At 41.8% G+C, this 25,520-nt stretch carries 25 protein-coding genes; 10 read left to right on the plus strand and 15 right to left on the minus strand.

What is annotated here, in order from left to right; genetic code table 11:
• Positions 1–158: 158 nt before the first annotated feature.
• Both IEN92_RS08625 and IEN92_RS08630 read left to right on the plus strand, forming a co-directional pair.
• Positions 159–1,451, plus strand: a complete 1,293-nt coding sequence (locus IEN92_RS08625; RefSeq protein WP_216162793.1) for a site-specific integrase — start codon at positions 159–161, stop codon at positions 1,449–1,451.
• Positions 1,452–1,476: 25 nt separating this feature from the next.
• A complete protein-coding gene (locus tag IEN92_RS08630; RefSeq protein WP_216162796.1) occupies positions 1,477–2,172 on the plus strand; it encodes a hypothetical protein in 696 nt (231 codons plus the stop codon).
• Here the strand turns inward: IEN92_RS08630 and IEN92_RS08635 are convergent.
• The 10 genes from IEN92_RS08635 to IEN92_RS08680 form a co-directional block, all read right to left on the minus strand.
• A complete protein-coding gene (locus tag IEN92_RS08635) occupies positions 2,153–2,512 on the minus strand; it encodes a M15 family metallopeptidase (RefSeq protein ID WP_216162798.1) in 360 nt (119 codons plus the stop codon). The genes IEN92_RS08630 and IEN92_RS08635 overlap by 20 nt on opposite strands.
• The gene (locus IEN92_RS08640) at positions 2,509–3,042 is read right to left on the minus strand and encodes a hypothetical protein (RefSeq protein ID WP_216162801.1); all 534 of its coding nucleotides are present in this window, start codon (positions 3,040–3,042) and stop codon (positions 2,509–2,511) included. The genes IEN92_RS08635 and IEN92_RS08640 overlap by 4 nt, the downstream gene beginning before the upstream one ends.
• A gap of 174 nt (positions 3,043–3,216) precedes the next feature.
• Positions 3,217–3,600, minus strand: a complete 384-nt coding sequence (locus IEN92_RS08645) for a hypothetical protein (protein ID WP_216162804.1) — start codon at positions 3,598–3,600, stop codon at positions 3,217–3,219.
• A gap of 11 nt (positions 3,601–3,611) precedes the next feature.
• Positions 3,612–4,658: a phage major capsid protein gene (locus IEN92_RS08650; RefSeq protein ID WP_216162807.1), complete on the minus strand. Its 1,047-nt coding sequence runs from the start codon at positions 4,656–4,658 to the stop codon at positions 3,612–3,614.
• Positions 4,659–5,003: 345 nt separating this feature from the next.
• Positions 5,004–6,284 (minus strand): cell envelope integrity protein TolA, encoded by a 1,281-nt coding sequence (locus tag IEN92_RS08655; protein ID WP_216162809.1) that lies wholly within the window; start codon positions 6,282–6,284, stop codon positions 5,004–5,006.
• Positions 6,259–8,193: a hypothetical protein gene (locus IEN92_RS08660; RefSeq protein ID WP_255539827.1), complete on the minus strand. Its 1,935-nt coding sequence runs from the start codon at positions 8,191–8,193 to the stop codon at positions 6,259–6,261. The genes IEN92_RS08655 and IEN92_RS08660 overlap by 26 nt, the downstream gene beginning before the upstream one ends.
• Before the next feature lie 48 nt (positions 8,194–8,241).
• Positions 8,242–9,549 carry a terminase family protein gene (locus IEN92_RS08665; RefSeq protein WP_216162812.1) on the minus strand — a complete coding sequence of 436 codons (1,308 nt, stop codon included), beginning with the start codon at positions 9,547–9,549 and terminating at the stop codon, positions 8,242–8,244.
• A gap of 15 nt (positions 9,550–9,564) precedes the next feature.
• Complete coding sequence (locus tag IEN92_RS08670; RefSeq protein WP_216162815.1) at positions 9,565–9,969, minus strand: hypothetical protein; 405 nt, start codon at positions 9,967–9,969, stop codon at positions 9,565–9,567.
• Positions 9,966–10,205, minus strand: a complete 240-nt coding sequence (locus tag IEN92_RS08675; RefSeq protein WP_215297073.1) for a hypothetical protein — start codon at positions 10,203–10,205, stop codon at positions 9,966–9,968. The genes IEN92_RS08670 and IEN92_RS08675 overlap by 4 nt, the downstream gene beginning before the upstream one ends.
• Positions 10,195–11,076, minus strand: a complete 882-nt coding sequence (locus tag IEN92_RS08680; RefSeq protein WP_216162818.1) for a YdaU family protein — start codon at positions 11,074–11,076, stop codon at positions 10,195–10,197. Before IEN92_RS08680 ends, IEN92_RS08675 begins: the two co-directional genes overlap by 11 nt.
• 549 nt (positions 11,077–11,625) lie before the next feature.
• On the opposite strand from IEN92_RS08680, the gene IEN92_RS08685 reads away from it, so the two are divergent.
• From IEN92_RS08685 to dndE, 8 genes are all read left to right on the plus strand, one after another.
• Positions 11,626–11,826, plus strand: coding sequence for an AlpA family transcriptional regulator (locus tag IEN92_RS08685; RefSeq protein WP_216162821.1), 201 nt, complete (start codon positions 11,626–11,628; stop codon positions 11,824–11,826).
• Between the two features lie 134 nt (positions 11,827–11,960).
• The gene (locus IEN92_RS08690; RefSeq protein WP_215314960.1) at positions 11,961–12,194 is read left to right on the plus strand and encodes an HTH domain-containing protein; all 234 of its coding nucleotides are present in this window, start codon (positions 11,961–11,963) and stop codon (positions 12,192–12,194) included.
• 12 nt (positions 12,195–12,206) lie between these two features.
• Positions 12,207–12,584 (plus strand): HIT family protein, encoded by a 378-nt coding sequence (locus IEN92_RS08695; protein ID WP_215314959.1) that lies wholly within the window; start codon positions 12,207–12,209, stop codon positions 12,582–12,584.
• A gap of 4 nt (positions 12,585–12,588) precedes the next feature.
• Positions 12,589–13,656, plus strand: a complete 1,068-nt coding sequence (locus IEN92_RS08700; RefSeq protein ID WP_215314958.1) for an HNH endonuclease domain-containing protein — start codon at positions 12,589–12,591, stop codon at positions 13,654–13,656.
• Positions 13,657–13,749: 93 nt separating this feature from the next.
• Positions 13,750–14,841 (plus strand): DNA sulfur modification protein DndB, encoded by a 1,092-nt coding sequence (gene dndB / locus IEN92_RS08705; RefSeq protein WP_216162824.1) that lies wholly within the window; start codon positions 13,750–13,752, stop codon positions 14,839–14,841.
• A 1-nt stretch (position 14,842) separates the two neighbouring features.
• On the plus strand, positions 14,843–16,435 hold the full coding sequence (gene dndC / locus IEN92_RS08710; RefSeq protein WP_215314956.1) for a DNA phosphorothioation system sulfurtransferase DndC: 1,593 nt from the start codon (positions 14,843–14,845) through the stop codon (positions 16,433–16,435).
• Positions 16,432–18,399 carry a DNA sulfur modification protein DndD gene (gene dndD, locus IEN92_RS08715; protein ID WP_216162827.1) on the plus strand — a complete coding sequence of 656 codons (1,968 nt, stop codon included), beginning with the start codon at positions 16,432–16,434 and terminating at the stop codon, positions 18,397–18,399. The genes dndC and dndD overlap by 4 nt, the downstream gene beginning before the upstream one ends.
• Positions 18,400–18,771 carry a DNA sulfur modification protein DndE gene (gene dndE, locus IEN92_RS08720; protein WP_215314954.1) on the plus strand — a complete coding sequence of 124 codons (372 nt, stop codon included), beginning with the start codon at positions 18,400–18,402 and terminating at the stop codon, positions 18,769–18,771.
• 17 nt (positions 18,772–18,788) lie between these two features.
• Here the strand turns inward: dndE and IEN92_RS08725 are convergent, their stop codons facing one another.
• The 5 genes from IEN92_RS08725 to IEN92_RS08745 are packed head-to-tail and all read right to left on the minus strand — an operon-like array spanning position 18,789 to position 25,240.
• Positions 18,789–20,498: an Hsp70 family protein gene (locus IEN92_RS08725; RefSeq protein ID WP_216162830.1), complete on the minus strand. Its 1,710-nt coding sequence runs from the start codon at positions 20,496–20,498 to the stop codon at positions 18,789–18,791.
• A 19-nt stretch (positions 20,499–20,517) separates the two neighbouring features.
• Positions 20,518–21,009, minus strand: a complete 492-nt coding sequence (locus IEN92_RS08730) for a hypothetical protein (protein ID WP_215314952.1) — start codon at positions 21,007–21,009, stop codon at positions 20,518–20,520.
• Positions 21,006–23,030: an AAA family ATPase gene (locus tag IEN92_RS08735; protein ID WP_215314951.1), complete on the minus strand. Its 2,025-nt coding sequence runs from the start codon at positions 23,028–23,030 to the stop codon at positions 21,006–21,008. The genes IEN92_RS08730 and IEN92_RS08735 overlap by 4 nt, the downstream gene beginning before the upstream one ends.
• Positions 23,031–23,192: a hypothetical protein gene (locus IEN92_RS08740; RefSeq protein WP_215314950.1), complete on the minus strand. Its 162-nt coding sequence runs from the start codon at positions 23,190–23,192 to the stop codon at positions 23,031–23,033.
• 2 nt (positions 23,193–23,194) lie between these two features.
• Entirely contained in the window at positions 23,195–25,240 is a 2,046-nt protein-coding gene (locus IEN92_RS08745) for a DEAD/DEAH box helicase family protein (RefSeq protein ID WP_215314949.1), read from the minus strand.
• Between the last annotated feature and the right edge of the window lie 280 nt (positions 25,241–25,520).

Genomic DNA, 25,520 nt, shown 5'->3' on the forward strand with positions numbered 1-25,520 from the left:
TTGGCGGAGACGAGATCTAAATCTAGACCCTCCTCGCAAGTCCACCAATACCCATCAATCCCTTTATTTATATAGGCTTAAGAGCAACCCTACTCCAATCTAACCCATTCTGATTCACTAAAATCTTGGTTTAACTGGTGGGTAGGATGGTGGGTAGATTGGGCTCTAATACTGCAGAAAAAGTACTCGGCAATAGCCGTAAAACGAACTTCACCGCTCGTGGAATTATCTCACTTGCAAAGCCTGGTTACCATGCTGATCCAGACAATAAAGGCCTCTATCTACAGATTACTAAGTTCCAAGGCTCAATTACTAAAAGCTGGATTTTTCGCTTCTCAAGCCCTGTAACACTCAAAAGACGAGAAATGGGTATTGGCTCGCTTGAGTCTCTCTCGCTAGCTAATGCGCGGCTAAAGGCCTTCGATTTAAGGCGCTTGATCTTAGATGGCATTGATCCTTTAGAACAGAGAATAGTTAAGCGTACTAAAGCGATCGAAGCCAATAACAATTCAATTACCTTTGCGGATGCAGCTGATAGGTGCATCAAAACGAAGCAAGCCGAATGGTCAAACTCAAAACATAAAGACCAATGGGTAAGCACGATTAAGACTTATGCCCTTCCAATCATTGGGAAATTGAAGGTCGATCAGATAACTACTGCCCACATAGTTAAATTACTCGAGCAAGAGATCAAGAAGAAAAATGGTGAGGTAGAGGGAACTTTTTGGAAGGTCAGAACTGAGACTGCAACAAGGGTTCGTCAGCGCATTGAGGTCATTCTGGACTGGTGCAAGGCTCATAAATACATTAGTGGTGACAATCCTGCGCGATATCAGGGAGCTCTATGCCATTTACTACCTAAGGCTAACAAGATTAAGAAGGTTGCTCACCACCCTGCTCTACCGTTTAAAAGGATCGGTGAATTCATCAGCGATTTACGAACTCATAACGGTTACTCTGCCTATGCACTTGAATTGCTGATTCTTACCGCTACTCGTACCAGTGAAGTGATTGAGGCGAAATGGAATGAATTTGATTTAGAAGCTAAGGTTTGGACCATCCCCGCTGATCGAATGAAAGCTGGAAAGGAGCATCGCGTTCCACTAAATACAAGAGCCATGGAAATTCTCGAACAACTAAAGACAATTAGAGTTAATTCATATTTGTTCCCCAGTTCTCTTCATAAAGAGCGCGCTCTGTCTAATATGGCTTTACTAGCAATGATGAGAAAGATGCCTAAGTACGCAGACTTTGTTCCGCATGGCTTTAGATCCACATTCCGAGACTGGGCTGCCGAGACTACAGAATACTCAAATGAGACTGTCGAGCTAGCTTTGGCGCACACGATTCAGAACAAAGCTGAAGCTGCATATAGAAGGCAGGACCAATTAGACAAACGCGCATCTCTAATGGCAGATTGGGGAGAAGAATGCAAATTGATCGATAATTAATACAATTAGTTATCAAGAGGCAAAAATGTCATTTGACGATACCGCAGAAAAAGTTCGACGTAATGTAGTAGTTTTAAGCGCTGGAGTAATCATCACTTCGGTCTTAAACCTTCAAGTAGATCAGGCAAGTAAATTATTCGGGTTTATTGAGCTTCATTCTATAAGCGCAGTTAAATTTTGGGCATTAATTACTATAGTTTTAATTTATGTTTTTTTAAGATATTGGTTTGATGGCGAAACAACAAAACAAAAAAGCCGCTTACTAACGGAGTTATCAATAATAAGGCTTAATGTTTTAGCAAAATATCTTGAGCATGAAATCAAACAGGCATTCAAGAAAAACAAGGTGCCTCCTTCAATATGCGATTTCGAGGAATTAAGAAAACCTGAATTGTTAATTAGGTTTGAAGAAAAGCAGTCCCTATCAGACATTAAGCTTGATCTATCAATAGAAAGAAATTCAGGATCACCATGGAGTGGTTGGGTTTTGATAAATTACGAACTAGAGTGGGATAAAAAACATTTTTCAACAAAAAGCGGTGGCAATAAGTGTCAGTTTGTAATCTCAAATTACACGCAAAAATTGTTAGTAGCTTTCAGCTACATTCATTTATGCCTCTACTCAAAATCAAGCGTTGACTTTCTTATACCAATTTTTTTATTTCTTGCTTCGATTGGCATCTGTTTAAGTAAGTTTGTATTCATTTTTCTGAACTGCTAATTGCAGTTCTTTCAAAGTGTGGCACATCCACAAACCCCTTAAAGTTTCCGCCCCACCTATTCTTTGAACTTAGGCTTTCCCAATATTCACCCACTGTACGGATCAATTCTTTATCCCAGACTAGCTTTTCATTCCAAAAGAAATTGAGATCGATAGCGCAACGTCTCAGGTGGTTACTACTCATAGTTTTAGATCTACCGCTTTTGAAGTAGATCTCCTGTTGTTCTGGAGAGCGCCAAAGCTCCCCTCCTGTAACTACCCATCCTTCTGCAGTTGCAAATTGAATGAGGCGGCTGACATCAATTAAGAATGCAGCTTGCTCGCCAACTAAACCACTCATACTTCTTCTTTTCTATTTTGGCCATGCATACGCATCTCAAAGATCTTCTCTACTGATCTTCCTCCAAAGTAAGCGAGCATGACTAGCTGACCCCACTCGCCTAGCAGCTTCACGTAGGCTTCATTAATGTCAATCCCCATTGCTGAGAGAAGTGCGAACAAAAGATAAGCGGTAAGAATATAAACGAGCGTTCCCGGCCTTATGTTCTTCGATAGCTTTGAATCGCTACCCATATCGGATTGCCAGCGCTGTGTGGCATTTTCTTGAGAAGCTCGATGCATCTCCGCTAGCAGTTTTGATTCCTCTATCTCCAGTTCCTTTTGCTTGAGCGTGTATTCCAATAGAAGTTGCTCTTGCTCAATCTCTAACTGTTTGAGCTTAATGAGATCCTCGTGACTAGGATTCTCCGGAATGCGCGCTCCAATTTTGCTCTCAATAAACTCTTTACCCTTGGCCTGGACTGCACCCGCAAGTAGACCAAGGCCATTCACAGCCAAGGTTTGTACTAGAGAGGTAATGATTGGAAGCATGTAATGAGTTCTTTTCTTGATGCTTGGAATATGGAAGTCCACCGCCCCACTACCGCCTAGGCTTCTCTTTGGTGTTGGCAGTGGGGCGCAGTTACGCGCGCCCACACACCATCGTTACTTCAACACCCACAGCCGCACCCAAACACCTGCTGCTAGCGGTGGTCATCCCTTCTGCTAGCGTTTCTTGGCCCCCTTGGTTTCTGATGGCTCTTGCTCAAGAACTCCTTCCAATGCCTTCTCTTGTACTGGGAGCTGACCTTCTTTCATCAAGCCTTCTACGATCTCCATTAGCCGATCACCATCATCCTCACCATAGACTTTAGCTACGACCTCATGGCCATATTTGGCACAAAGTCGGTCGTACTCCTGCTCTGGAGTAATGGTGGTCTTTGATGGGCGCTCGAACACCGTGACGTTCTCGCGCCCAAAGAGATTGCGAAGGATATTGGTCTCATACGGCGGTACGTGCACATGGATGGTCGTGAATGCATCCCTACGCACTACCGCTTCCACCTCTTTAATTTGGAAGTCGCTATGAATGAGTTCTTTATTTGTCATATGAGCATCCTTTATTGAATGGCCAATACCGCATGGGCATTAGCTCGTGAAATAGATAAAGCGCAACGTAAGTTCACCATGGCGTACATAGCGAGCGTGTCGTGCGGACGAATGGGGGCAACGATGTCTAGATCGTCATCGCGTAGCTTCATAAAGCGCGTGTTAAGGAAATAGCAGCGCTTGCTCCACTCCACCGTACGGTTAGCCATGGCATCTAACTCATCAAACTGCGGATCCCAGATGATCTCTACGCCTTTGAAGGCAAGGCCTGTGTTTACGCCTGCGCCTACGCCAGCATCGATGTACTTGGTTTCGCCTGATCCAGCGATATGAGTCACAGTTACCTGTTTGCGATAGGTATCAATGAACTTACCCCCAGCGATGATGAAATCTGGGCTTCCGCCATGCTTAATGCATTGGCGCCATGCAGTCTCCATCTCACCAACTAAGTTACCAGGCGTGGTTGAGGTAATGTCTTTGATAGCATAGTTGCGCCAATAGCTTGCTTTAGCTCGATCGATACCACCCACAGTGCCAGCATCTGGTACCAGACTGACTAAGCTATCTAAACCTACTAGCGTATCTGCACCATGCGAGCCGTCGCGATGCAACTCGAGGTCCAACTTATTGAGGAAGCCCTCTCTGAGGACCTCTAACTGCTCATCCAGCAAGTTAATAAGCTGAACCCGCTCGTTATGCTCCAACTGGAAGCCTCGCGCCCCGCCTTCACGAACCTTGATGCCGTTACTGAATAAGCGGTCATAGTCGATATAGAGGCCATCAACGGCTCTGCGCCATGGGAATGAGGCTTGCTCAGTGGTATTACGCTTATTGAACTTGACCGTTTCCTCCCCAAATGCCCAGGTGAAGTTACTCCCATGCTCTTTGCGAATGTTCTCCACCACATTCTGTTTAGCCCCTAATAGGCTCTTGCGCCCTTGCATCAGTTTCTTGAGGAAAGGCCTCTCCACAGCTATTTGATCTACTGGTAGATTGCGCAAGTACTCATCTAAGGAGACCTTAGCTAACTCTTGCAAGTCTGTATTTGAAATTGGCATATGCCACCCCTATCTGTATTTATGAATTAATTAGATTCATACCGTTTGATAGTGCGTGAACCTATCCATTGCTACGCTACTAGGCGCGACTCTAGCTTTAACGCATGGGATGAATCAGTAGCTCGGTAGTTAAACGGCGCTACATGCAATCATTATTGGATTGATTTAGCTGGGGATTGGATATTTCTGGGGTTTTTTTATTCTATTACCCGCTTATTGTCTTTATGCCCAAAGTGTTACTCCATCACCTTGGGCATATAAGAGCGTCTATTCATCTGTGGCCGTCAAGGATTCGCAAGCCGACCTAAAGGTTCGTCCTTGACGGAATTACTCTCTCGCTTCATCTTAGATCCCCATATTGCCAAGATGCTGGGCTATTCGATCCATGGGTTGTTCAGAGCTGGCTACTGGCGCGCCTAGGGTGGCGGTTCTAGCTCTAATCGGTTGTGGTGCATGACCCGTAATTTTTACCTTAGACCAGTCTGGTTTTGGCAAGCCTATGGAGTTGTAAATAGACTCAATCACTGGCCACCATTCAAACACTCCATGGTTTTGCACGAATACATTCATATAAAACGGATCTTCCATGTATTTCGCAAAGAGTTCAGACTTATAGCAATGGTCTACCTCCCCCTGTCTGGTAGATAGGTACTTAAGCATCTCCTGCTTAGCCTCTTTGACAACACTGAACTGATCCTTGTTTAAGTAAGAATGGCCTGGCTTTTCGCTCCATTTCTCTTTTTTACTTCTCTCTACAGATTCCATCATGCTACCAACCAGTTCTCCTTCAATCTCATAGCTATGCAACTTATCCAAAAGGTCTTCCAACTTTGACTTGAGCGCATCGTTCTCTTTAGCGAGATCGCGGTTGGTATTGGCCATCTTTTGGAATCGGTTTTCACTGCGATTGGACTGTACCGCCCCCTCTAATTGCTCCTTTGGCGCCTCCTCGGTTGAACTCAAGACCCTTTCAATTAAGTCTTTACCGCTTTCTACTGAAATGGCAGGTTGCTGCTCAGTCTCAACGGTAAGCACAACAGGGGGCGGTAATAACTCACTGATGTCTCTTGCAATTATTTGCTCTGGCGCTGTCGCTGCTGGAGTTATTTCTGCTGGTACCTGAACTTCACCTTTAACTAGGGTCAGTATTGGTTCTGCGGCTTCCTCTTCAGTGGCAACTTCCTCCTCTTGGGATACGGGGTGCTCACTCAAGGCGTTTATCAAGGCGGCAGATTGGCTTTTAGTTTTGCGCTTTGCCTCTTCTTGCGCCTGAATAGCAGCCTTTTCGGCATTTCTTCTTTCAAGGTCTTGCTGCCTCTCTAATCTAGCGGCTTCTTTGACTGCAACGACCCTTAATCTTGCCTCTTCCTCTTGGGCAAACTTCTCATCTGCTTTTCTACGCCGCTCTTCTTCTGCTAACTGTCTGGTCTTGGCTTGTTCTGCCAACTCTAAGGCGCGCTCTTCCCTTGCCTTTATGCGCCTAGCAGTAGCTTCTGCGGCATTTTTCTCTTCAGCCTCTTTACGCAATCGCTCTTGTTGGCGTTTTGCCTCTCGCTCTTGCTCTTTCTGAATCAAACCTCCATTGGTTAATACACCAGAACTAAAGTTTTTCACTTCTTGTGTCATCTACCGCCTCCTCTTTTAAATGTTGATGTTTGCCTTGCTTTTCCCTATCGACTTCCCATTGCCAATTCATTGAAATATCTCTGTATCCGTCAATCTGCTTTTCAATCTTTGGTATAAATTGATTGGAATCGATTCGATCGTCATATCGCAAGAGAGTCTCTTGTAGGAGGCTACGGATATGTTCGTAATCCATCCCTCTGGCCTGCAGGTTTTGCATTTGAATCGATAGGCTAGTAATCATTGGCAGGACTTTTAACCACCCCTCCTTATCCTCAATACCATCAGGAGAACCAGTCGTGCCGGCTCGGATACGCAGGTCAACCATGTCAAAGATTCGTTCTTTAGTAAGTTCAGGCCAGTCGTAGGTTTTCTCTTTGGTTGTGATAGCTTGACCGTCAACCATGGTTGTTTTGGTAATTGGCGCACCCACATAGCGCTCTACCTGCTCTTTAGTGAGTTCTTGTAGCAGAACCTGGGCACTGTATTGCGCTATCTCTTGTAGCCAATCTTCTATCTGGTCTTTGAATTCGAATACGCGCCCTGATAAGGCTCTTTGCAGAATATTGGCTTCAGTAGCTGTTTTTGGTCGAACAACCGTTGACCTGGCAGCATCTTGCAAGCCTGTAACTTGCTCCCAGTCGTAACGTACTGCGCTGGTGTCATAGACGATCGGATCTATCTTTGGGTGGTCTCTGGGAATGATCACCTGGTTAAGTGGCTTGCCTTCTGTATCCACAATTGTGATCTCGCCAAATCGGGAATCTGAGTGCTTCTTGATCGTCTTCTCATTGATATCAGCTGAGGCTACCCATCCGGGTATGCAGAGGTCTCTGTGTTGATTGAATCGGTCTCTGGCTTCGTTATGCTCACCTTGTAGTCGCTCAGTCAGATCAACCAGACTGGGGCCAATGAATTGACCATCGACTACTTGGTAAGGCAGCAAGAAGAATGGATACCAGCGCTCTCCTGCCCTCGGTGGTGAATAGGGCTCCCGTAACCATTCAGTCGCGCCCTCCACCATTGTGTATACGCGCTGAGTAGTTCTATCCCAGATCTCTAGGACAGCTATTTGCTGATCGTCAGTTACTGGGCCAGAATCTAATTGTATTGAAGCTAAGCGCTTTGCCCTCTTATGTGATGGCTCCCCCTGTCCAGGTTGATAGATCTTGGCGTTGGCGAGATTCTTTTTATACAGAGCCTCTGCTTGGGATCTTTTCATGGGGATAACCTGACACATCCAATCTGCATCGGTGTAATCCCAAAACTCACAGACGGATGGGTCAATGAGGAGGTTTTCTGTAAGGACTCTATCGATAACTAGACCCTCAGCAGACCAAACTTCTGATTGCTCATGTATGCCTAGCAATTGCTCTTCTAGTTCAATCTCTTTTTCTTCACGGTGTTTTTTCTGACTGCCATCTTCTAGATCTTGCTTAAGATCTCTAATCGCCAATCTATTTTCTTGTTGGTCATTAATGCGTCCCTGAATATAGGCATCCTCGTCTATATCTCTTTGGTACATTACCTTTAAGATTCCGAAACTGCAGGTAAGCGCCGCTCTTACAGTGGACTTAGCTCGATTCTTTAGTTGGGCATGCTCCAAGGCCCTATTGGTAACCTTCTCTAGGGTATTGCAAAAGAGTTTGATGTCCGCGCCCGCATGGGCTGGGGTAATTGAGATCTCTGGGTTGCGTGCATACACGTTAGGTAGCACGGCAGAGATAGTTCCATGGATTAAGTTGGCCCTTAGGCTGTAGAACTCTTTGCCAGTGGGATCTGCATTCCAATTGAAGCCGGCGACTGTATTGCGGTTATGCTTTACGCGTTTATGAAAGGCTGCCCAATGAGCGCGCGCATGTTTGATGCGAGCATTCCACTTTTGTTGAAGAGCTTTTGAGTCTTGGGGCACATCCTATTTATAAATTCGGAGTGTGTAACTTAAGAATTTATTTTGGATTTATTCTGTAGCCCTTCGTGCCCGCATGACTCCATACCTTGTTGCATCCCAAGCATGATCCTCAGCGTCGGTATCTACGTCTTCGGGGTTCAATGAATCCGGCGGTAGCTGTGGAATAGTTCTAAGCCAGTGCTTACAAGTACTGAAGACTTTAAGCCTTCCTTCGGCCAATAGGCGAATGATTTCTTGGGCGCCATTTACTCTACTTCTAGGCGCGTTATAGGCTTCGGTCCATTTGACCCCTTTATCTCTAAAGATCTGGCCAATAGATCTCTCCGCTCCAATCTTTGAAAAGATGGATGGGTCAGCTAGATTCATGCGGTATTCGTATCCGAGGCGTTGATCATGAATTTCAATCTTCTTGATCTTCTCTGCAACTACTGTTGCGTCTTCTCTAGTGCCGGTGTTTTCTTTGTCGCCGTATCCATAGAGCTCTCGCCAGAGGTAATAGACTCCATCGTTAGATAAGGCAAACCAATAAACAGCATATGGCCTTGCATATCCCCAATCCATTGATCGCCAAACCTTCCATGCCGGTGGAATAGCAAAGGGCTCTACAACGTGTTTAGAGGACTGCCATACGCCTTCTAAGAAACTTCCCACGTGGATATCCCAATCTCCTTCTAACCATGCTCTTCGTCTGTTTGGATCACTTAGTGACTCAAGGCTCATCAGGTAATTGGGGTCATTTCTGAGTAGGTGAGTGTTCTCATAAATGGTCGAGTGAATTCTCACTCTAGGTAATGCACCCTCTTGTCTGATGATTTGCCCCGCTGGTATTGCACCAATCTGAAATCGCTCCTTCACAGAGGCATGGCCTACTCCGAAAGGGTTGCAGGTTGCTCGCACCATCCTTGGCATGCCAGGGTGTGATGACCTACAGGTCGAATGCATTGCTTCATAAAAAGACAGATTGCGCCAGTTCGTTAACTCCTCGAAACCTAGCCAGGGGTATTCATGGCCGTGATAGTTCCAGTAGTCATCTTCGTTAGCCCCATACCGAAAGTACAGCATCTCTCCTGTGGGCCACTTCCAGACATAATCTGATTCATTGAACTTGGCGCCTGGAAAGATTTGATAGAACCAGCGTTTACTCTTGGCCACTACGTCAGCCAATTGGGGATAAGTCAGGCGAAAGAGTGTTCCGCGCCAATGATCACCAAAGCCTCTACCTACATGCTGGGCATAGCTCATTAACAAGGTATCGGTCTTACCCCCTCCTCTGGTGCCTTCGAGTAATACCTCATACACGGGACATGTCAGAAACAAAGTCTGACTACCAGGCAATGGTGCCCAGACAGTTTTCATTAGCTTTTTAATGCGTTAGTGTTTTGGCTGAGCGGATCTCTCCCAGTCCTCGACACTCATGGCGCTGGGTACAACTAACACGCCGCTTTGCAGTGGGGCACCATCTTTGCCCGTGTGCTCAATTGCAGATAGGCGTGGATGCACATAAGGCGCCGCATGCCTTCCAACAGCAGCGGCCATGTTTAGCAATTTGATGCGGGCCTCATTTGCCAGCGTCTTATCACCCAGATCATCTTCACTAATATTGCCCGCCTCTTCATACAGTTGATGCATGACTTTCATCATGACCTCTAATGGTGTAATGCCATGGCTAGCTACAGCCTGGGCAATTTCTCTAGTTCGCTTTGTTAAGCTGCCAGTCTTTCGCCCTGCCCCAGGTCTAGCTCCGCCTTTTGATTTCTTTTGATTGTTTTCAATCATGGCAGCTTGATCATTGTTAGCAAGTGAGGTTGAAGTGCCACTGAATCACCGATGGGGTCTTCAAACTCAATGATGATTCTTTGAAACAGATCAAATCGACTTTGAGCACCGCGATGCTTAACCACCGTGCCTATGCGTCCACTAGGAGTCTTGACGATAGATCCTATGGGAAAGTCTTCCATATCAGGTCGATGAATGACGCCCACCATGGCTTGGCTTGATTGCTTAGCCTGCATTAACTGCCTCCTGACGCTTACGTAGTTCTGCGAAGATTCTGGTTTTGAATGCGTCATAGCTTTCTGAACCTTGGGCTCGCATGCCTAACTCCTTCCCCTTGGCATCTATCCCCTCGTTACTTTTCCACCAGATGTCTTCGCATGGATTGTTGGTTTGACTCTTTCTTCGCATGCCCTTCAGAATGGCCATCACAAATCCCACATTAATCGGTGTTGAGCTTGAGGCGCGCCTCCTGGTATCTTTAGCCTGCAAGATAGCGTCAGCCACTTCCTTTTCAGAAATATCCAACCTAAGCATCTCGTTGATGCGTTCATCATCAAGGGGGATATTGATACCCTCCTTTGCGAAAATTTGAACTATTTGAGCGGGGCCAAGATTGCTAGTTCCTTCATTTTTCTTTTCCACCCCATTGTTTTGTTTGTCTGGTGTATGGAGATTGGTGCTTGGTGTCTGGTGTTTGGTGTCTGGTGAGCATTGCGCTGGCAATGCGTTCGCATTGCGATCGCATACGGAAACGGTCGTACTGTCAGACAGTATTTGCTCTGCTGATGACGACTGCCAGCGACCTTCCGCGCTCCGCCTGGCTTTAATTTGGCGATCCTTGAACCTTGCTATTTCATGGTCACAGCGCTCTTGTCTCCAGCCATCATCCGTTAGATTAAAAAATTCATTGAGAACTGAGATCACTGCATTTTTTTCCTCCTTAGATCTCGCATTGATCAATCTTTGGACAAACTTTACATCCATGGGAAGTGGTTTTTCTGTAGCGTAGTACTTTCTGATCAGGCGACTATAGGTTGCGTCCTCGATAAAGGTGAGATGGGCTGTTGCTTCTGCGTAATCACCAATATGATGCTCATAGTAATTCATTTAAAACTGTCTCCGTAGCGTTCTTTTTCTTGCGTAAGTTATTTAATGCAAGAGATGAATCTAACAATCGGAAAGCGTATCGTCAAACGTGTTTTTTCTGAATTTATTTTGAATTTATTTATCTACTAATTCGCTGTAATCCTTCTTTAAGAAATTTGAGATTCTTCATTAATTATTTTGAAGTGTTAATTGATCTATGTATGTCCACCACTCTCCTGATGCCATCGGAAATTACTGACAAGGCTGTAGCCTTTTACTGGATTGACTTGTAGCACTTATATGAATAAATATTTTTTTGTAGGCTAAAAATAATTTGTGTTCAGAAGATGGGTATTGACTTTTAATTGACCATCAAAATTTCATTGACTACATTGCTCTTCAGTAGCACACATATTCATACATAACATGACAAGATGGAGAACAATTTGATGGTAGCAATTCGGCTTTACAGTTTGTACCGTTCTTACGGTTACACGAAGATGAGTTCAGCAAAAATGGCTTTGCAGGTTTATAGGAAAAATATGAAGCGCGCCCGTCAAGGAGGTCGTCATGAGTAATTCAAATTCAGAAGTGACCTTAATGAGAATTCCACAGATTCTGGAAGTCATGCCAATTTCCAAATCCAAGTTTTGGCTAATGGTTCAGAAAGGCGAGTTCCCTAAACCGATCAAAATTGGAAGATCCTCCTTTTGGACCATTGAGCAGGTTCAGACCTTCATCCGAGAAAGGACAAAGCAATCCGCGAATTGAAAATAGGCATCTCCTGGGCTCAGGACTGGTAGATGCCCGCTTTGTATCAATATTTAGCAAAATCAAGAGGATCCAATAAAAATAACCTCACAGAGTGTAATATTTAGAACTAAACAATAATTTTGGAGAGCTAAATGACCATAATCGAAGCTGCGTTGACTGTATTGAAGGCCGCCAATAAGCCGCTATCAAAAGACGAAATCTATGATGCTATCTGCAAGGGAAATTTATTCGATTTCAAGGCTCAGGACCCGAAGTCAATTTTAAATGCTCAACTTCGTAAGAATACCGTAGGCTTTATGGGTAAATCTGGCGCACCTAAACCCACATTGAAACAATTGTCTGACAAAAAATATCAGGTGCTTTAACAACTATTTGATATGGAGTTAAATTGTCCATTTTGTACTTTGCCTAAAGAGCGAATTTTTCTATCAAATGAATTTGGATATGCAATAAGGGATGGGTTTCCGGTGTCAACTGGTCACACTTTAATAGTTCCAAAACGACATATTCCCTCTTGGTTTGAGACCACCAATGAAGAAAGTCAGGGATTATTAAAACTTCTATCATTAGCAAAAGAGATGTTAGATGACGAACTTAATCCAGATGGCTATAACATTGGAATAAATGATGGCCCTACTGCCGGCCAAACAGTTCCACACTTGCATATTCATTTGATTCCAAGATACCAAAACGACCAAGAGGATCCAAGAGGTGGGGTTAGATGGGTAATCCCAAGTAAAGCTAAGTATTGGTAAATTTATGGCCATTAATACCCGCGCTCTTAGCAGATCCTTAAACAGCACAACCACCTCTTACAAATTTTTATTTCTAATCGGATTATTAGAGTTAATTAAAAATTCTAATTTTGAAAAGAAGATATTTAGCTACAAAGACCTAGGTAATATGATGCTTGCAAAGGCATGGTACCCAAAGGCCTATTTTCGGCTGTCTTTTGGAAAACAAGATCAGATTGGAAAACTAATAGATACCTTGGATTTTCCAACCAAGCTAATCTCAATTGAAAAATTATTTACCGCAATCAAAGATACAGAATCAATAGACCAAGCAGCCTTATTGAGATATGTTCCCCAGAGAATTCTTAGGGAATTCTTCCCATCTGAGTTGAAAGGGCTAAAGGACCAGGAAATAGATGCTGCCATTATTAGCCTATCAAGTGAAACGTTCTTATCCGACTCTCCCCCCATCTATAAGATAGATTTTGAATTACAGGAAATTGAAATGTCTGATGAATGGATGTCATTCCTTAAAGACAATTTTATTTTTTTGCAAGGCTGGGTACTTGGAGCCTGGGGGAATTTTCTTCAAAAGAACAATCCCAATGCGCCTGGCATTTTAAATAAGACTACAACGCCAGAATCACGAGCAAGCCTTACAAAGCAGCGCCTCTTCTGGAGCTCGGTGGCCTCAATTACACCAATTAGATGTATTTATACCAATGAGCTGATTGATATAAATAACTTCCATTTAGATCATGTCTTGCCCTGGAGTTTCGTAGCCCACAATCAGCCGTGGAATTTAATACCCACATCGCCAAGGATCAATCTCACTAAAAACGATTCTATTCCGGATATTTCATACATTAGGCCAACCGCTTTACTTCACCATACTGGACTTTTAACAACCTACCAGGCTGACCCTAACCAAAGCTGGCGAAATGAAGCAAATCAATATCTAAGCGGCCTAAATATCGGAAGCTATGAAGAGTTATTAAATGAGGATCTTCTGGCAGAGCGCTATATCCAAACCTATAACCCCCTTATAGAAATAGCCATAAATAGTGGATTTTCGGGCCCCTGGTTAGCCTAATTCAGTTCAGAATGCAGGGTTTTTGTTTGTTATATTGTTGACATACAATTTCTATGTTTGTTAAAATTTTGACAAACAAACTTACATACAATCATGTCCAATATAAACGATCACCACTTTACTTTTCCTGCAATTCGAGGAATCCAAGCAGGCAGAGAGTACTTCGTGTCCATGTGCCCTCTAGGCCTAGTTCATAAGATCTTCAAGTTTGATGAAGAGGAGCTTAGCCCCGAATTAAGAGCCCAAAGAATTCTTAATAAATCTAGAGTACCTGAAATTGCCAGGTACATAACAAACAATCCAGATAACTACGTTTTTTCGGCAATCACTGCATCAATCGATGGAGATGTAAAGTTCACAACCATCAACAATACCCCTGAAGCCCAGCGAAATGGCTTCCTTCGCATAGACATGAATTCAAAAATTATTGTCAACGATGGACAGCACAGAAGAGCCGCTATAGAAATGGCAATAAAAGAAGATGCTTCACTCTCAAGCGAGTCCATTGCAGTAGTTTTCTTCATTGATAGAGGTCTAGAGCGCAGCCAGCAAATGTTTGCCGACTTAAATAGGCATGCAATCCGACCTAGCCGTTCACTAGGATTGCTTTACGACCATCGCAATGACATGTCAAAAATTGCAAAATTAGTTGCCCTTAAGTCAATTGCCTTTAAGGGTCTTGTTGAAATGGAAAGAAGCACACTTTCCGAGCGCTCTAGAAAGCTATTTACATTGAGCTCCATCTATACAGGCTGTCACGCACTATTGGATGCGAAAGAGTTATCCGATGAAAGTAATGCCTCAAAGCTTTGTATCACATTTTGGGATGAAGTTTCAAAGCAAATCCCAGAATGGGAAATGGTTCAGAAAAGCAGACTTACAGCAGGTGAAATACGAAAAGAACTCTTACATTCACACGGAATAGCAATTCAATCAATTGGAATTGCCGGCAGTCAGTTACTAAGCGAGCACCCAAAGGATTGGAAGCAAAAACTCGCAGCCCTCAAGAATATTGACTGGTCCCGAAGCAATGCCAAGATCTGGGAGGGCCGAGCACTTGTTGGCGGAAAGGTTTCAAAAACTTACAACAACGTAACCTTAACGACGAATTTAATAAAACAAAAGCTGGGATTAAAACTATCCCCTGAAGAAAAACGAACAGAAGAAGCATACAAACGAGGCTAAGATGGAAGAGAAAAAAATAAATATAGTTAACAACTATCAAAAGTCATCGTTTGATGCAAATGGAATTGATTCAGAAGTAGAAATAATTAAAGCCGATATTAAAAGGCTCTACTTAAGTGACGCCCTACCATGGGTAATTGGCTATAGCGGTGGCAAGGATTCCACTGCATGTCTTCAATTAATTTGGTATGCAATTAAAGAGCTTGAAGAGTCGCAGCGCTCAAAACCTATATATGTTATCAGCACAGATACATTAGTTGAAAATCCAGTTGTTGCAATGTGGGTTGAAGTTTCTCTTGAAAAGATGAGGCTTGAAGCAATTCAACAAAAGATGCCAATTGAACCTAAGCGCTTGACCCCAGAGCTACAGGATAGATTTTGGGTAAATTTAATTGGTAAAGGGTACCCCGCTCCTAGACCTATGTTTAGGTGGTGTACAAGCAGATTAAAAATTAATCCATCTAACAACTTTATTCTTGATGTAGTTGCAAAAAACGGTGAAGCCATTCTTGTTTTGGGTACACGCAAGGCTGAGAGCTCCACAAGAAAAAAGGTTATGGAGGGATATGAAGGCTCTACTCGTGATTTATTAAGCAGAAATGGAAATCCAAAACTAGATAGAGTCTGGATTTACCCGCCAATAGTCAGCTGGTCAAATGATGATGTCTGGGAATATTTAGTGACTTATAAAAACCCTTGGGGTTATGACAATAGCCAGCTACTAAATATGTACCGCGGAGCAACCCAAGATAACGAGTGCCCTCTAGTAGTTGACACCTCAACACCTAGCTGTGGTGATAGCCGCTTTGGATGCTTTGTTTGTACCTTGGTTGACAAAGATAAATCAATGCAAGCGATGATCAAGAATGATGATGAGAAAAAGTGGATGGCTCCTCTTTCTCATTTTCGGGATAACTTCCTAGATATTGGGGTAACAGACTTTGATAAGCGCGACTTTAGAAGGATGGACGGTAGGCTTACCCTAATGGATGACAAGGATACTGGTGGTAAAAAACTTGTACACGGCCCCTACCTCCAAAGTTATCGTGAAAAACTATTACTAGAGCTTTTGATTGCCCAAGAACAAGTAAGAGAAAGCGGTAGCGAAGGTACTGAAAAATTTCAACTAATTACCGATGAAGAGCTTGAAGAAATAAGACGTATTTGGGTAAAAGATAAGAATGAAATTGAAGATAGAGTCCCTGAAATATATAAAGAAGCAACTGGAAGAGATTACCCCTATGAGAGCGTGGATGAAGGCGCTCTATTTAATAGGGATGATATTGCCTTACTTAGAGAACTTGCCTCAAAAGATAATTCGCCAGACGACCTTCACTACCAACTGGTAAGAAACTTACTCAATATTGAAAGAAACTACTCTACAGCCACTAGAAGAGTTGGGATCTATGAAAACTTGGAAAAAGTACTCGTAAACGGCGGATTTGAGAATAAAGATGAGGCATATCAATTTGCCCTTAAGAAATCACAAACAACAACTGACGACGAAGAGCAAGTAAGAAATATGATGGAATCATCAGCAACATTTGAAGTCTCCGACCTATTTCCCCTGGATGAAGATGGGAGCAAGGCGTGATTTTAAATGAGCTAACTCTAGTTAACTTTGGCATCTACAAAGGTGAGCATACCGTTGAGCTGACTCCAACTTCAAAAAAACCCATTATCTTGTTTGGAGCATTTAATGGCTCAGGAAAGACGACCTTTCTTGATGCATTACAGCTAGTCTTATACGGCAAAGCTGCAAAGACCTCATCAAGAGGTAAAGGCCCTTATGAGGAATACTTAAAAAGTTTAATCAATCGCGATGTTTCACCAAAAACTGGCGCTGGTTTAAAGCTTACATTTACCACCAAACAGAATGGGAAAAAGGAAATAATAGAAGTTTCTAGAAATTGGTTTGAATCAAGCCCATCCAACATTAAAGAGGTTTGCGAGATTACTAGAGACGGTATTTTTGATGGAACAGCATCCGAGCGCTGGCATGAATTTGTTGAAGAGTTTATGCCATCAGAAATTTCGGAACTATTCTTTTTCGACGGTGAAAAGATTGAAGGTCTTGCTGACCCCCTAAAGTCCTCGGCAATATTAAGAAGTGGTATTTACTCCCTTCTTGGCATCAATTCGATAGAAAGCCTAGCAAAAAGTCTCACGCAAATTGAAAAGAGAAAGGCAATTGAAATTACCAAAGAATCGGGAAGCATCTCTATAGACTCAGAGGAAGCTTCTGTGAAGGAATTAAACTCAAAAAAAGAGTCTATTGGTCAAGAAAAAGCCGGGATTACAAATCAACTAGATAGATTGACTATTGAAATTGCCAGAGCTGAAGAGCAGATGAAAATCTCTGGCGCCGATCTTTTGGCAAATAGACATGCCTTACAAGAAAACCTTGGAGTACTAAAAGAGAGAAGGAAGGGATTAACGAATGAGCTTCTAGAGCTCGCTTCAGGCATGGCCCCCCTTCTTCTGCTATCGGAGCAAATTGCTGAAATACGACAAGAGCTCAGCAAAGTTTCAGGTCATAACTCAAAATCTGCCAAGGCTTTTGAGGATGAAATCTCAACATTTAAGCAACAAATTGCTTTATTAAAAGACCTTAATAAGGTTAGCAAAGATTCAGTATTTGAGCTATTTGATAGAAGACTTGCGCAAGTATTATCAGAGATATCTAGCTTCTCCACAGATATTGATGAATCTCAGCTACCTTCAATAGATGAACTTTCTGGACTTAAAAAATCTATTGAATCAAAGCTTAAGGAATTTGAAGTTCTTGAGAATGAAATTGATATCCTAAACAAAAGCCTCCAAGCTGTTCCATCCGAAGAAAAAGTAGCGGATATTGTCAAAAATCTTACCGAAAAGCAAAAAGAGAAAACTAAACTAGAGCTAAAGACAGAGGTTCTAGCTGATGAGATAGGAACTATTAATACCCAATTAGACCGTATCACCAAAGAAATTACCAATAAGTTAGCTCAAATTGCAGATTTAGAAACAAGCCAAATTGTGAATCAACGAGTGCTTAATCATGCCCAAAAGGCGAAGAACACGCTTTCTAAATTCAAAGATGAGCTTATATCCAAGCATCTCATATCGCTAAGCGATGAAATTTCTAAGTGCTTTCAGCTTCTTCATAGAAAGTCTAAGTTCGGCCTTAAATTTGAGATTAATAAAGATGACTTTAGCTTATCAATTGCCAAACCATCTGGTGAGGTTGTACCAGCCAAATCCCTCTCTGCCGGGGAGAGACAACTTCTGGCTGTTGCAATCCTTTGGGCACTAGCAAAATCCTCTGGAAAAACTCTACCAACAGTGATTGATACCCCGCTTGGTCGATTGGATGGTCCACATAGACAGAAATTGATTTCAAATTATTTCCCTAGAGCCGGAAGTCAAGTTTTAATTTTTTCAACAGATGAAGAAATTACAAACGAACATTACGAATCTCTTAAGAGCCATATAGCCCTTGAGTACAACATTAATTACGATGAATCAACAGAATCCTCTGTCTTTAGCAAGGGATATTTTGAGAGCGCGAGGGCCTAAATGATTGAAAATGTTCGAATTTCAGAAAAAGCAAGAAATCAATTAATTACACTAAAAAAGCGTACTGGCATACAAAACTGGAATGTTTTATGTAGATGGGCCTTTTGCCTCTCACTACGAGAGACAACACCACCGCCCTTTGAAAATGTCATCGCAGATAGTTCGGTAGAGATGACTTGGAGAACATTTACTGGAGGCCTTGAAAATCTTTATATGGCCTTGCTTATTTCAAATGCTAAGAAAAATAGTATTTCTCTTGAAAAGGTGGAGCTTAATAATTATTTTAAGCTTCACCTGCATCGTGGCATCTCTTATCTAAATGGCTCATCATCAGATTCAATTGATGATTTATTGAGAAGTTTAATGAAATAATTATTAAAGGCTGTCAATTACCTAGTAACAGGTATACCCCTAACAGAAAAATTCTCAGCATAGGCGTCGTCTGACAAGGCTAATTGCCTTGCGACGACAGCCAAACCAGCGGCAACACTTTGTAGGGCTGAAATACGATTAATTACGACACCAGCTGGAATGAGCTCTTTTATTGACTCGATTAAAATTGTACATCTAGACATGCCGCCCGTCAAAAATACTCTGTAAGCCTGACCAGCAGCTAGATGCCCTTCAAAAACACTCAAAATATTACGCTTAATAATATTTAATTCGTTTGCGTAAATATCAGCTAAATCAGATTTTCTTAAATCCACCTTAAAAGGATCGTCGAAAAAGGGGAACTGAGCTTCATAATTATCGATATCACTAAGAGTCTTCTTTGCATCCTCTGAAATTAACAAAATCTGATGCTGGAGTTGCATGCGAAACAACTGATAAAGTCTTTCCAGTGGTAATGGCTCATCAGCTTGGCTAATATATTCGTGAATCTCAATGCCACGCTTTCGAAAATTTGCCTGTTTATGAATATCTCTAGTACTGAGGGCATCCATTATTAGCTGATTAGGAAGCTTTTTACCGTCTCTTGATTCTGAATTTGCGCCAAGGAAAGGGCCAAACTTCTTTTTAGCTAAAATTTCGTCAAAATCATTCCCCCCCACTCGTTCGCCGACAGCATTCAATACGTTAAGTTTTTCATCGGCCTCTGAATTGACGTTCAATAAAATTATGTCGGTCGTGCCACCGCCGATATCTATAACAACGGCAGGCGCACTAGAATCGAACATTGCTCTAGAAATAACTAATGATGCCGCCATTGGCTCAATAACAAAATGAATATCAATAAAGCCAGCCAATTGCGCTGCTTTTCTCATAATTCCCAAGGCTTGCTCATTATCACCACTTGATTGAGCACCCATATAATTAACGGGACGCCCTAAAACTACGCCAGTAAACTCTTTTCCAAAATATGCTTCGGAACGCCTCTTAATTTCCGATAAAACTAATGCAACTATTTGAACAAATAATTGCTTGTGAACGTCATGAAGTGAGATACCAAGGAAAGCCTTTGGAGAGCGCATAAAAAAACCATTCATTGGGTTATTTTTATATTCATCTATAGCGCTCTGGCCAAAAAAACGAACTGTTTCAGGGTCATTCAGGGCCGTAAAAAATGTTTTTCCCTCCATGGACTCCATTTCCTCGTCCATTAACTCCTGCTCCATTTTGGCTCTTACCTCTTTTCTCAGGGAGTCAATATTTATTAAAGGCTGAATAGATTCCCTAAGATTTTTCTCTTCTTCTGCGACTCTAGTATCTTCAAAATTCTGCAAAATCCTATCGTAATCATCTTTGTCACGAAGGTAGGCATTTAATGCCTTGTTATATTTATCAGAATTAACAAAATCATAAGGTTTTGGTGCCCTAAGACGAGGGCGATTGGCCCTTCGAAAATCCTCCAACCTATTTGGAATAGAGCTAATAGCATTTTCGAAGCGAGATTTATCGCGCCTTGCTATTTCCTCAACCCTCCTAGTTAAGGCATCCTCATTAAGTACTAAACGCTCCTTATCTCTGATCTTTAGAAAAATCGCTGATGGCATTTCTTGAGATTCACCATCTAAAGGCACTAACTGTAATTTTTTATTATGGTCAACTATTCCAGCTAATGTATTAGTGGTTCCAAAATCAATGCCCAAGTACTCCATATTTATTAATTCCAATCAATTAAAAAATATCGATTTCCAAATCACGCACGTCATCACCCTTATCCTGCCTTAGGTTTGACGTAAAGAAATATGGGGAATCTAGAGTATTTGACATGAGCTTTTCATTTAGTATCTCCAAGCCACCTGCTGCATATTTCTCAAAAATAGATACAGCTTTAGCTTCACCTTCTTTATTTCTAAAGAAATCTATAGTCGTATCTTTTTCTGCCAGCATAGGAATGAGGTAAAGATAGACGCTTAGCGACTGGGATGTAAATGTAGATAATGCAATTTCTTTTGTTTGTGGAGGCAAATCAATTGCGTTTCCAGCCTCGAGTCCAACACAGGCCGCTAAAACTAAGACTTCTACATTTAACTTATAAAGTGATTGAGAATTCTCTCCTTGTCCTACCCCATTCTTTAAATACTCAACAACACGCTCATACTTTTCAGGCCAATAGACAGTATGGTCAAATGAAAACAGGGTTTTTTGATTAAGCATACTGGTCATAGCGCGACCTCCTTAATAACTGATTCATCGCGATCGCCATATTCATTGAGCGCATAAAGCTTTCCGTGAATATCAATGGTCTTTGAAATCGATTTTTTAGGGCCTTTAGCACGCGAAACCAAGAGATATGATTTTCCAATTTTAGATTCTAATATTGACGATAGTTTGTCTCCCCACTTATCGCCGTCGAACATAAGTACCAGCTGACTTGCCAGCTCAGATAAATTTTTTGTAATGCCAGAGCGATATTCGCTGTCCACAACTGAAAATGGAGCATCAAATATTAGAGGGGCAATAATAGGCTCAGATATCCACTCAACCTGACTAATTTTTGTTCGTCTTCCTGCCATTCCAACAATCGCAGCAATTACCGCAAATTTAAGTACATTTGACTCCCCAGTACTTAAAGAAGCTATCTTTCCATCCGAGTCATAAACCTTGACCGCATAGGTATCTGGCTCAACTTTTGCAGTAAAGTTTTTTGTTAAATAGGCCTCTAAAACACCCGAAATCTCCTTATTTAGAGCATCCAATACTTCGCTCTCTTGGCGCTGAAATTGACCCGCAACGTAAGTTTTTAGCTTGCTTACTTTTTGTCTTTCAGCTCTTAAGCTAGCTGTTTGTTTTTGTTGGGCAAGTATATTATCTTGCTTAATTCGCAACTCTGGTATTTTGCGCTTCAATCGATCTATATTTGTTCTTGCAGAGCCTAACTCTTGATTCGCATTGCTTAATATTCCCTCGGCTTCAGCAATTTCCTGTTTTAACTTTCTGACTTCCGTGTTATCAATACCATCAATTTCCTCATTAGCTCTTTTGATAATTTGTTTTTGTTCTGCGATATCAGTCTCGCATTTTCCAATCTCTTCATCATGAAAAGCTATTGACGAGTCGAATTTTTTTGCTTGCTTTGCATACTCACCAATTTCTGCCCTAAAAGAGAATATCTTTTGCAATAGCTGACTTGTTGAAGCTTTCTCACATAAATCATCCAAATGCTTTTCTTCAGCGGAGCCTGGAAGAACAGAGGTTCCACAAATACATTTTTTTAATTGCTTTATATCTTCTATAAGCTTGGTACCAAAGGGTGATGGTAACGTTTGCTCCTCTTCCTTTTGATTCAATACGTCTATCAGACCCTCAAGTCGCCCCTCTAAAAGAACTTTTGGCATTGCCTCAATAAAGTATTCATTTCTTCTTTTTATACTCTGTTTTCGTCTAGACTCAGCCTCAGAAAGCTTTCTTTCCGCTCGCTCTTTTCGACCCTGAATTGGTTCAGCCTGCGCATATTGAGAAAGCCGTGAATTCGCATCAGCCCTCTTTTTCTCATTTAGATGTATTGTTTCTTTAAGTTTTACAACGTTACCCTCATAGTGCTGCAAGTCTTCTTCGTGCCTTTCAATAAGTGAGGTCAGGCCATTAAGCTCCTCGTTATCTCCAGAGTCACTTTCCTTCCGGATATAGCCTCGCTCAATCTCAGTAAGAGTGCTCAACAATCTCTCAAGAGCTGAAAAACCAAATGTTTGACGAATATCTGTCCTAAATTTCGAATCACCGTCCAGATGAAGTTGCCCTATAGCCTCGCCATCAAATATGAACCAACTAGCCAACTTTCTTGGAATTAATTGCTCAATGAATGTCTTGGCCAATTCATCATTCATAGGAGTTAAAGAGCCAGTGCTTCTATATTCGTTTACTGAAATCTCTGTTTCAGATAGGCCCTGTGTATATATCCTTCGAAGTAGGTAACTCTTGTTGTTATTAGTAAACTCTATTTCTACTGAACATGTCTTTTTCTTTTCACCAATAGCAGTTTTATTAATAATAGGATCAAGCTTATTAAATTGCTTCGTAAAGTCCCCTGTAAATGCCCAATACACAGCATTCAATAAGTTTGTTTTTCCAGCACCATTGTCTCCAATTAAAATTGTGACTGGCTTTTTCTCATCAGTTGAGAAGTTAATCTCATGATGCCCATAAAATGTTCGAAAATTTTCTAGAGTGATTTTTTTAATAAACATTTAGAATTTCTCTTTACTAATTAACTCTCTAATTTCTTCTTTTAAATTATCTCGCTGCGGACGGCTTGCCTCGAGCTCCTTAATCTTTCTTAAAAACGATTGCGTTAATTTTTCAAGCTGAGAATCTTTATTTGATTCATTTTTATTGGCAATATCACTCATAATTAAACTCCGTCTAATATTTTTTCGCACTCGTCTTTATTTAGCGCGTCCGATGCAAACATTCTTGCCCGCTTCATTTCACGGTTATAAAGCTTGTCTAAATCTTGGTTGGTTAATTTAGGGCCGACCAAGATAAAGTCAAATAACTCTGCGGACTCTTTTCCAGGCGATTTTCTTAAAACTCTACCGCGCCTCTGAATGCCCTGCCTTTCCTGACGCTGACTTGCGAGAATAAAGGCTCTACGACAATCCGGTATATCGATACCCTCATCTAAAATTCTCATAGAAGCAATTGCATCTATATTTTGTGCGCGTAAGTTAGCAATCGTCCCCCTTCTTTCTGTTGGAGTATCTGCTGAGGTGATTCGCCCTACACGCCATCCTAATTTTTGAAGCAACATCGTCAATGAATCTACTTGCCTAATTCTTTCACCATTTTCAAACTCGACATAACCTTCTCCGCAGTAAAACAAAGAAAACGTCTTGGATGAATTCTCTTTTAGAACATCCTCAAGCTTTGTTAATTTACTAACCATTGTCTCGAGCAAATGATCTAACTCGCCATAACTATCAAGATCTTTATTATTTGTTACCTTTTTAATAATCTCAAGATATCTTGCGGCCTCATTTTCGGTGAATTCAATGAGTATTGGATGATAGGTGTAGGGACATAAATATTCCTGCTTAATAGCTTCGCTCAACTTAAACTCAAAAACTATTTCTCCAAAATATCTTTCCAAATATTTTTCTTCATCAAACTCATATGGTGTGGCTGATAGCCCCAACCTAAAACGAAATGACGTAGGCAAATAATCGATTTGATTTTGTCTATTAAAGTGATGGCACTCGTCAACAATGATCATCCTAGAGCCAGGCTTTCCGTTGAGCCTCTTTAAAAGATTTTGGAATTTATCGTCCCTGAATGATTTATTGACGCAGACTAAAACGGGTAATTGTGCTTTTGAATCACTTGAGACCAAATGAGCCTGAATTATATTTTCTACACTTAAACTCCAATTTTCCTGTGAGTCATAGACCGATACAGTAGCTATACCCTTCTCACCCAACTCCTGAACCCACTGTCTTGCTAACTCTAAATAGGGAACTGTAATTACAGCCAGGCCGCGATCCGTTCTACTAAGGAATCTTGTTAAAGCTTCAATCGAGGTCTTCGTTTTTCCAGTTCCAGTTGCCATGGCTAAAATGCCTTTGTAGTCATTTTCCTTCCATGCATTTAAAGCCTCTTCCTGGTAGGGCCTCAACCCCGAGGTAGGTTTGGGTGCCTCTGGCTCTGGGGCGATTACCGGCTTAGGTTTTCTGGGTCTCTCAGATGGCGATAACTTACCAATCTTTTCTATAGCCTCCTTACTCAAATTGAATACTTCAATATGAGGATTTTCCCTCGACCAATCTGTATTTACATCCAAAACGAGGTTGTTTACTCGTCGAAGGTCCTCGTCAAGCCAGCTTTTAAATACTTGCGCACTTTCCGTGTTGTATTGATAAGCAGAATCACTTTCATTTATAGAGCCCTCAAACGCAACAATTGAATCATCCTCAAAAACAAAATAACCAACTTTCACATGGTATAAATTTCTATCATCAGACTTCTCATCAGGAAATTCATAGTTTTTAGGAATGGCAAACCTAAACTCTAGTTGACCGGTTGCTATTAAATAAGACAAAAGCTGCGAACGATAGTCTCTACGCTCACTATTCATGCCAAATCCAACCGCAGTCAATACGATATTGTCAGCCAACTGTTGAATAGTCTTTTTACGTTGATCTGGTGTAATGCTTCCTTTTAGTATTTCTACCAAATGCCTATCACTAATGACAGGGCTACAAATTATTTCGATTTTGACTTTATCGTTGATGACATGATCCATGGCGGCAGACCATGACATAAGCGCACTGCTGCTAAAGTAAGCAGTTCCTCGGCGATACAGCCTGCACTCAGAAAGACAGGCGCCGATTAAGTCCTTGCCAATATTATCGTAGCCGTTTTTATAGCGGTCTTTTAAATTTAGGATTGCATTACTAGGCATTAATTATCATTTTCAGTAATATTTTATTCAGTATATGGCATCAATTTTATTATCTGCAAATTTGAAATATAGCTAATTAATTGGACGCAAACTCCTGACAAGACAGTGTCCACCCCCTTTGTGATCATTAAAGCCAATTCTGTGTGCTCCCTAGTTTCAATAACCCGCCTTGATCATGAAGGCGGGAGATAAATGGGCCAACGGACTCCTCAATAACACCCCAAATCAGCACCTTTCCAATAAAACTAACCTTCTCTTGTAGGTCCAGCCTTAGTTTCTT

The organism is Polynucleobacter sp. MWH-Creno-3A4, from assembly GCF_018881885.1.
GTDB lineage: Bacteria > Pseudomonadota > Gammaproteobacteria > Burkholderiales > Burkholderiaceae > Polynucleobacter.

Coding starts and splice junctions, on each gene's coding strand:
- dndC (WP_215314956.1), top strand. CDS start 14,843: ATGGAAGAGAAAAAAATAAATATAGTTAACAACTATCAAAAGTCATCG.
- IEN92_RS08740 (WP_215314950.1), bottom strand. CDS start 23,192: ATGAGTGATATTGCCAATAAAAATGAATCAAATAAAGATTCTCAGCTT.
- IEN92_RS08700 (WP_215314958.1), top strand. CDS start 12,589: ATGGCCATTAATACCCGCGCTCTTAGCAGATCCTTAAACAGCACAACC.
- IEN92_RS08650 (WP_216162807.1), bottom strand. CDS start 4,658: ATGCCAATTTCAAATACAGACTTGCAAGAGTTAGCTAAGGTCTCCTTA.
- IEN92_RS08665 (WP_216162812.1), bottom strand. CDS start 9,549: ATGAAAACTGTCTGGGCACCATTGCCTGGTAGTCAGACTTTGTTTCTG.
- IEN92_RS08655 (WP_216162809.1), bottom strand. CDS start 6,284: ATGACACAAGAAGTGAAAAACTTTAGTTCTGGTGTATTAACCAATGGA.
- IEN92_RS08685 (WP_216162821.1), top strand. CDS start 11,626: ATGAGTAATTCAAATTCAGAAGTGACCTTAATGAGAATTCCACAGATT.
- IEN92_RS08735 (WP_215314951.1), bottom strand. CDS start 23,030: ATGTTTATTAAAAAAATCACTCTAGAAAATTTTCGAACATTTTATGGG.
- IEN92_RS08745 (WP_215314949.1), bottom strand. CDS start 25,240: ATGCCTAGTAATGCAATCCTAAATTTAAAAGACCGCTATAAAAACGGC.
- IEN92_RS08695 (WP_215314959.1), top strand. CDS start 12,207: ATGGAGTTAAATTGTCCATTTTGTACTTTGCCTAAAGAGCGAATTTTT.
- IEN92_RS08730 (WP_215314952.1), bottom strand. CDS start 21,009: ATGACCAGTATGCTTAATCAAAAAACCCTGTTTTCATTTGACCATACT.
- IEN92_RS08675 (WP_215297073.1), bottom strand. CDS start 10,205: ATGCAGGCTAAGCAATCAAGCCAAGCCATGGTGGGCGTCATTCATCGA.
- IEN92_RS08680 (WP_216162818.1), bottom strand. CDS start 11,076: ATGAATTACTATGAGCATCATATTGGTGATTACGCAGAAGCAACAGCC.
- IEN92_RS08645 (WP_216162804.1), bottom strand. CDS start 3,600: ATGACAAATAAAGAACTCATTCATAGCGACTTCCAAATTAAAGAGGTG.
- IEN92_RS08725 (WP_216162830.1), bottom strand. CDS start 20,498: ATGGAGTACTTGGGCATTGATTTTGGAACCACTAATACATTAGCTGGA.
- dndE (WP_215314954.1), top strand. CDS start 18,400: ATGATTGAAAATGTTCGAATTTCAGAAAAAGCAAGAAATCAATTAATT.
- IEN92_RS08640 (WP_216162801.1), bottom strand. CDS start 3,042: ATGCTTCCAATCATTACCTCTCTAGTACAAACCTTGGCTGTGAATGGC.
- IEN92_RS08630 (WP_216162796.1), top strand. CDS start 1,477: ATGTCATTTGACGATACCGCAGAAAAAGTTCGACGTAATGTAGTAGTT.
- dndB (WP_216162824.1), top strand. CDS start 13,750: ATGTCCAATATAAACGATCACCACTTTACTTTTCCTGCAATTCGAGGA.
- IEN92_RS08635 (WP_216162798.1), bottom strand. CDS start 2,512: ATGAGTGGTTTAGTTGGCGAGCAAGCTGCATTCTTAATTGATGTCAGC.
- IEN92_RS08690 (WP_215314960.1), top strand. CDS start 11,961: ATGACCATAATCGAAGCTGCGTTGACTGTATTGAAGGCCGCCAATAAG.
- IEN92_RS08670 (WP_216162815.1), bottom strand. CDS start 9,969: ATGATTGAAAACAATCAAAAGAAATCAAAAGGCGGAGCTAGACCTGGG.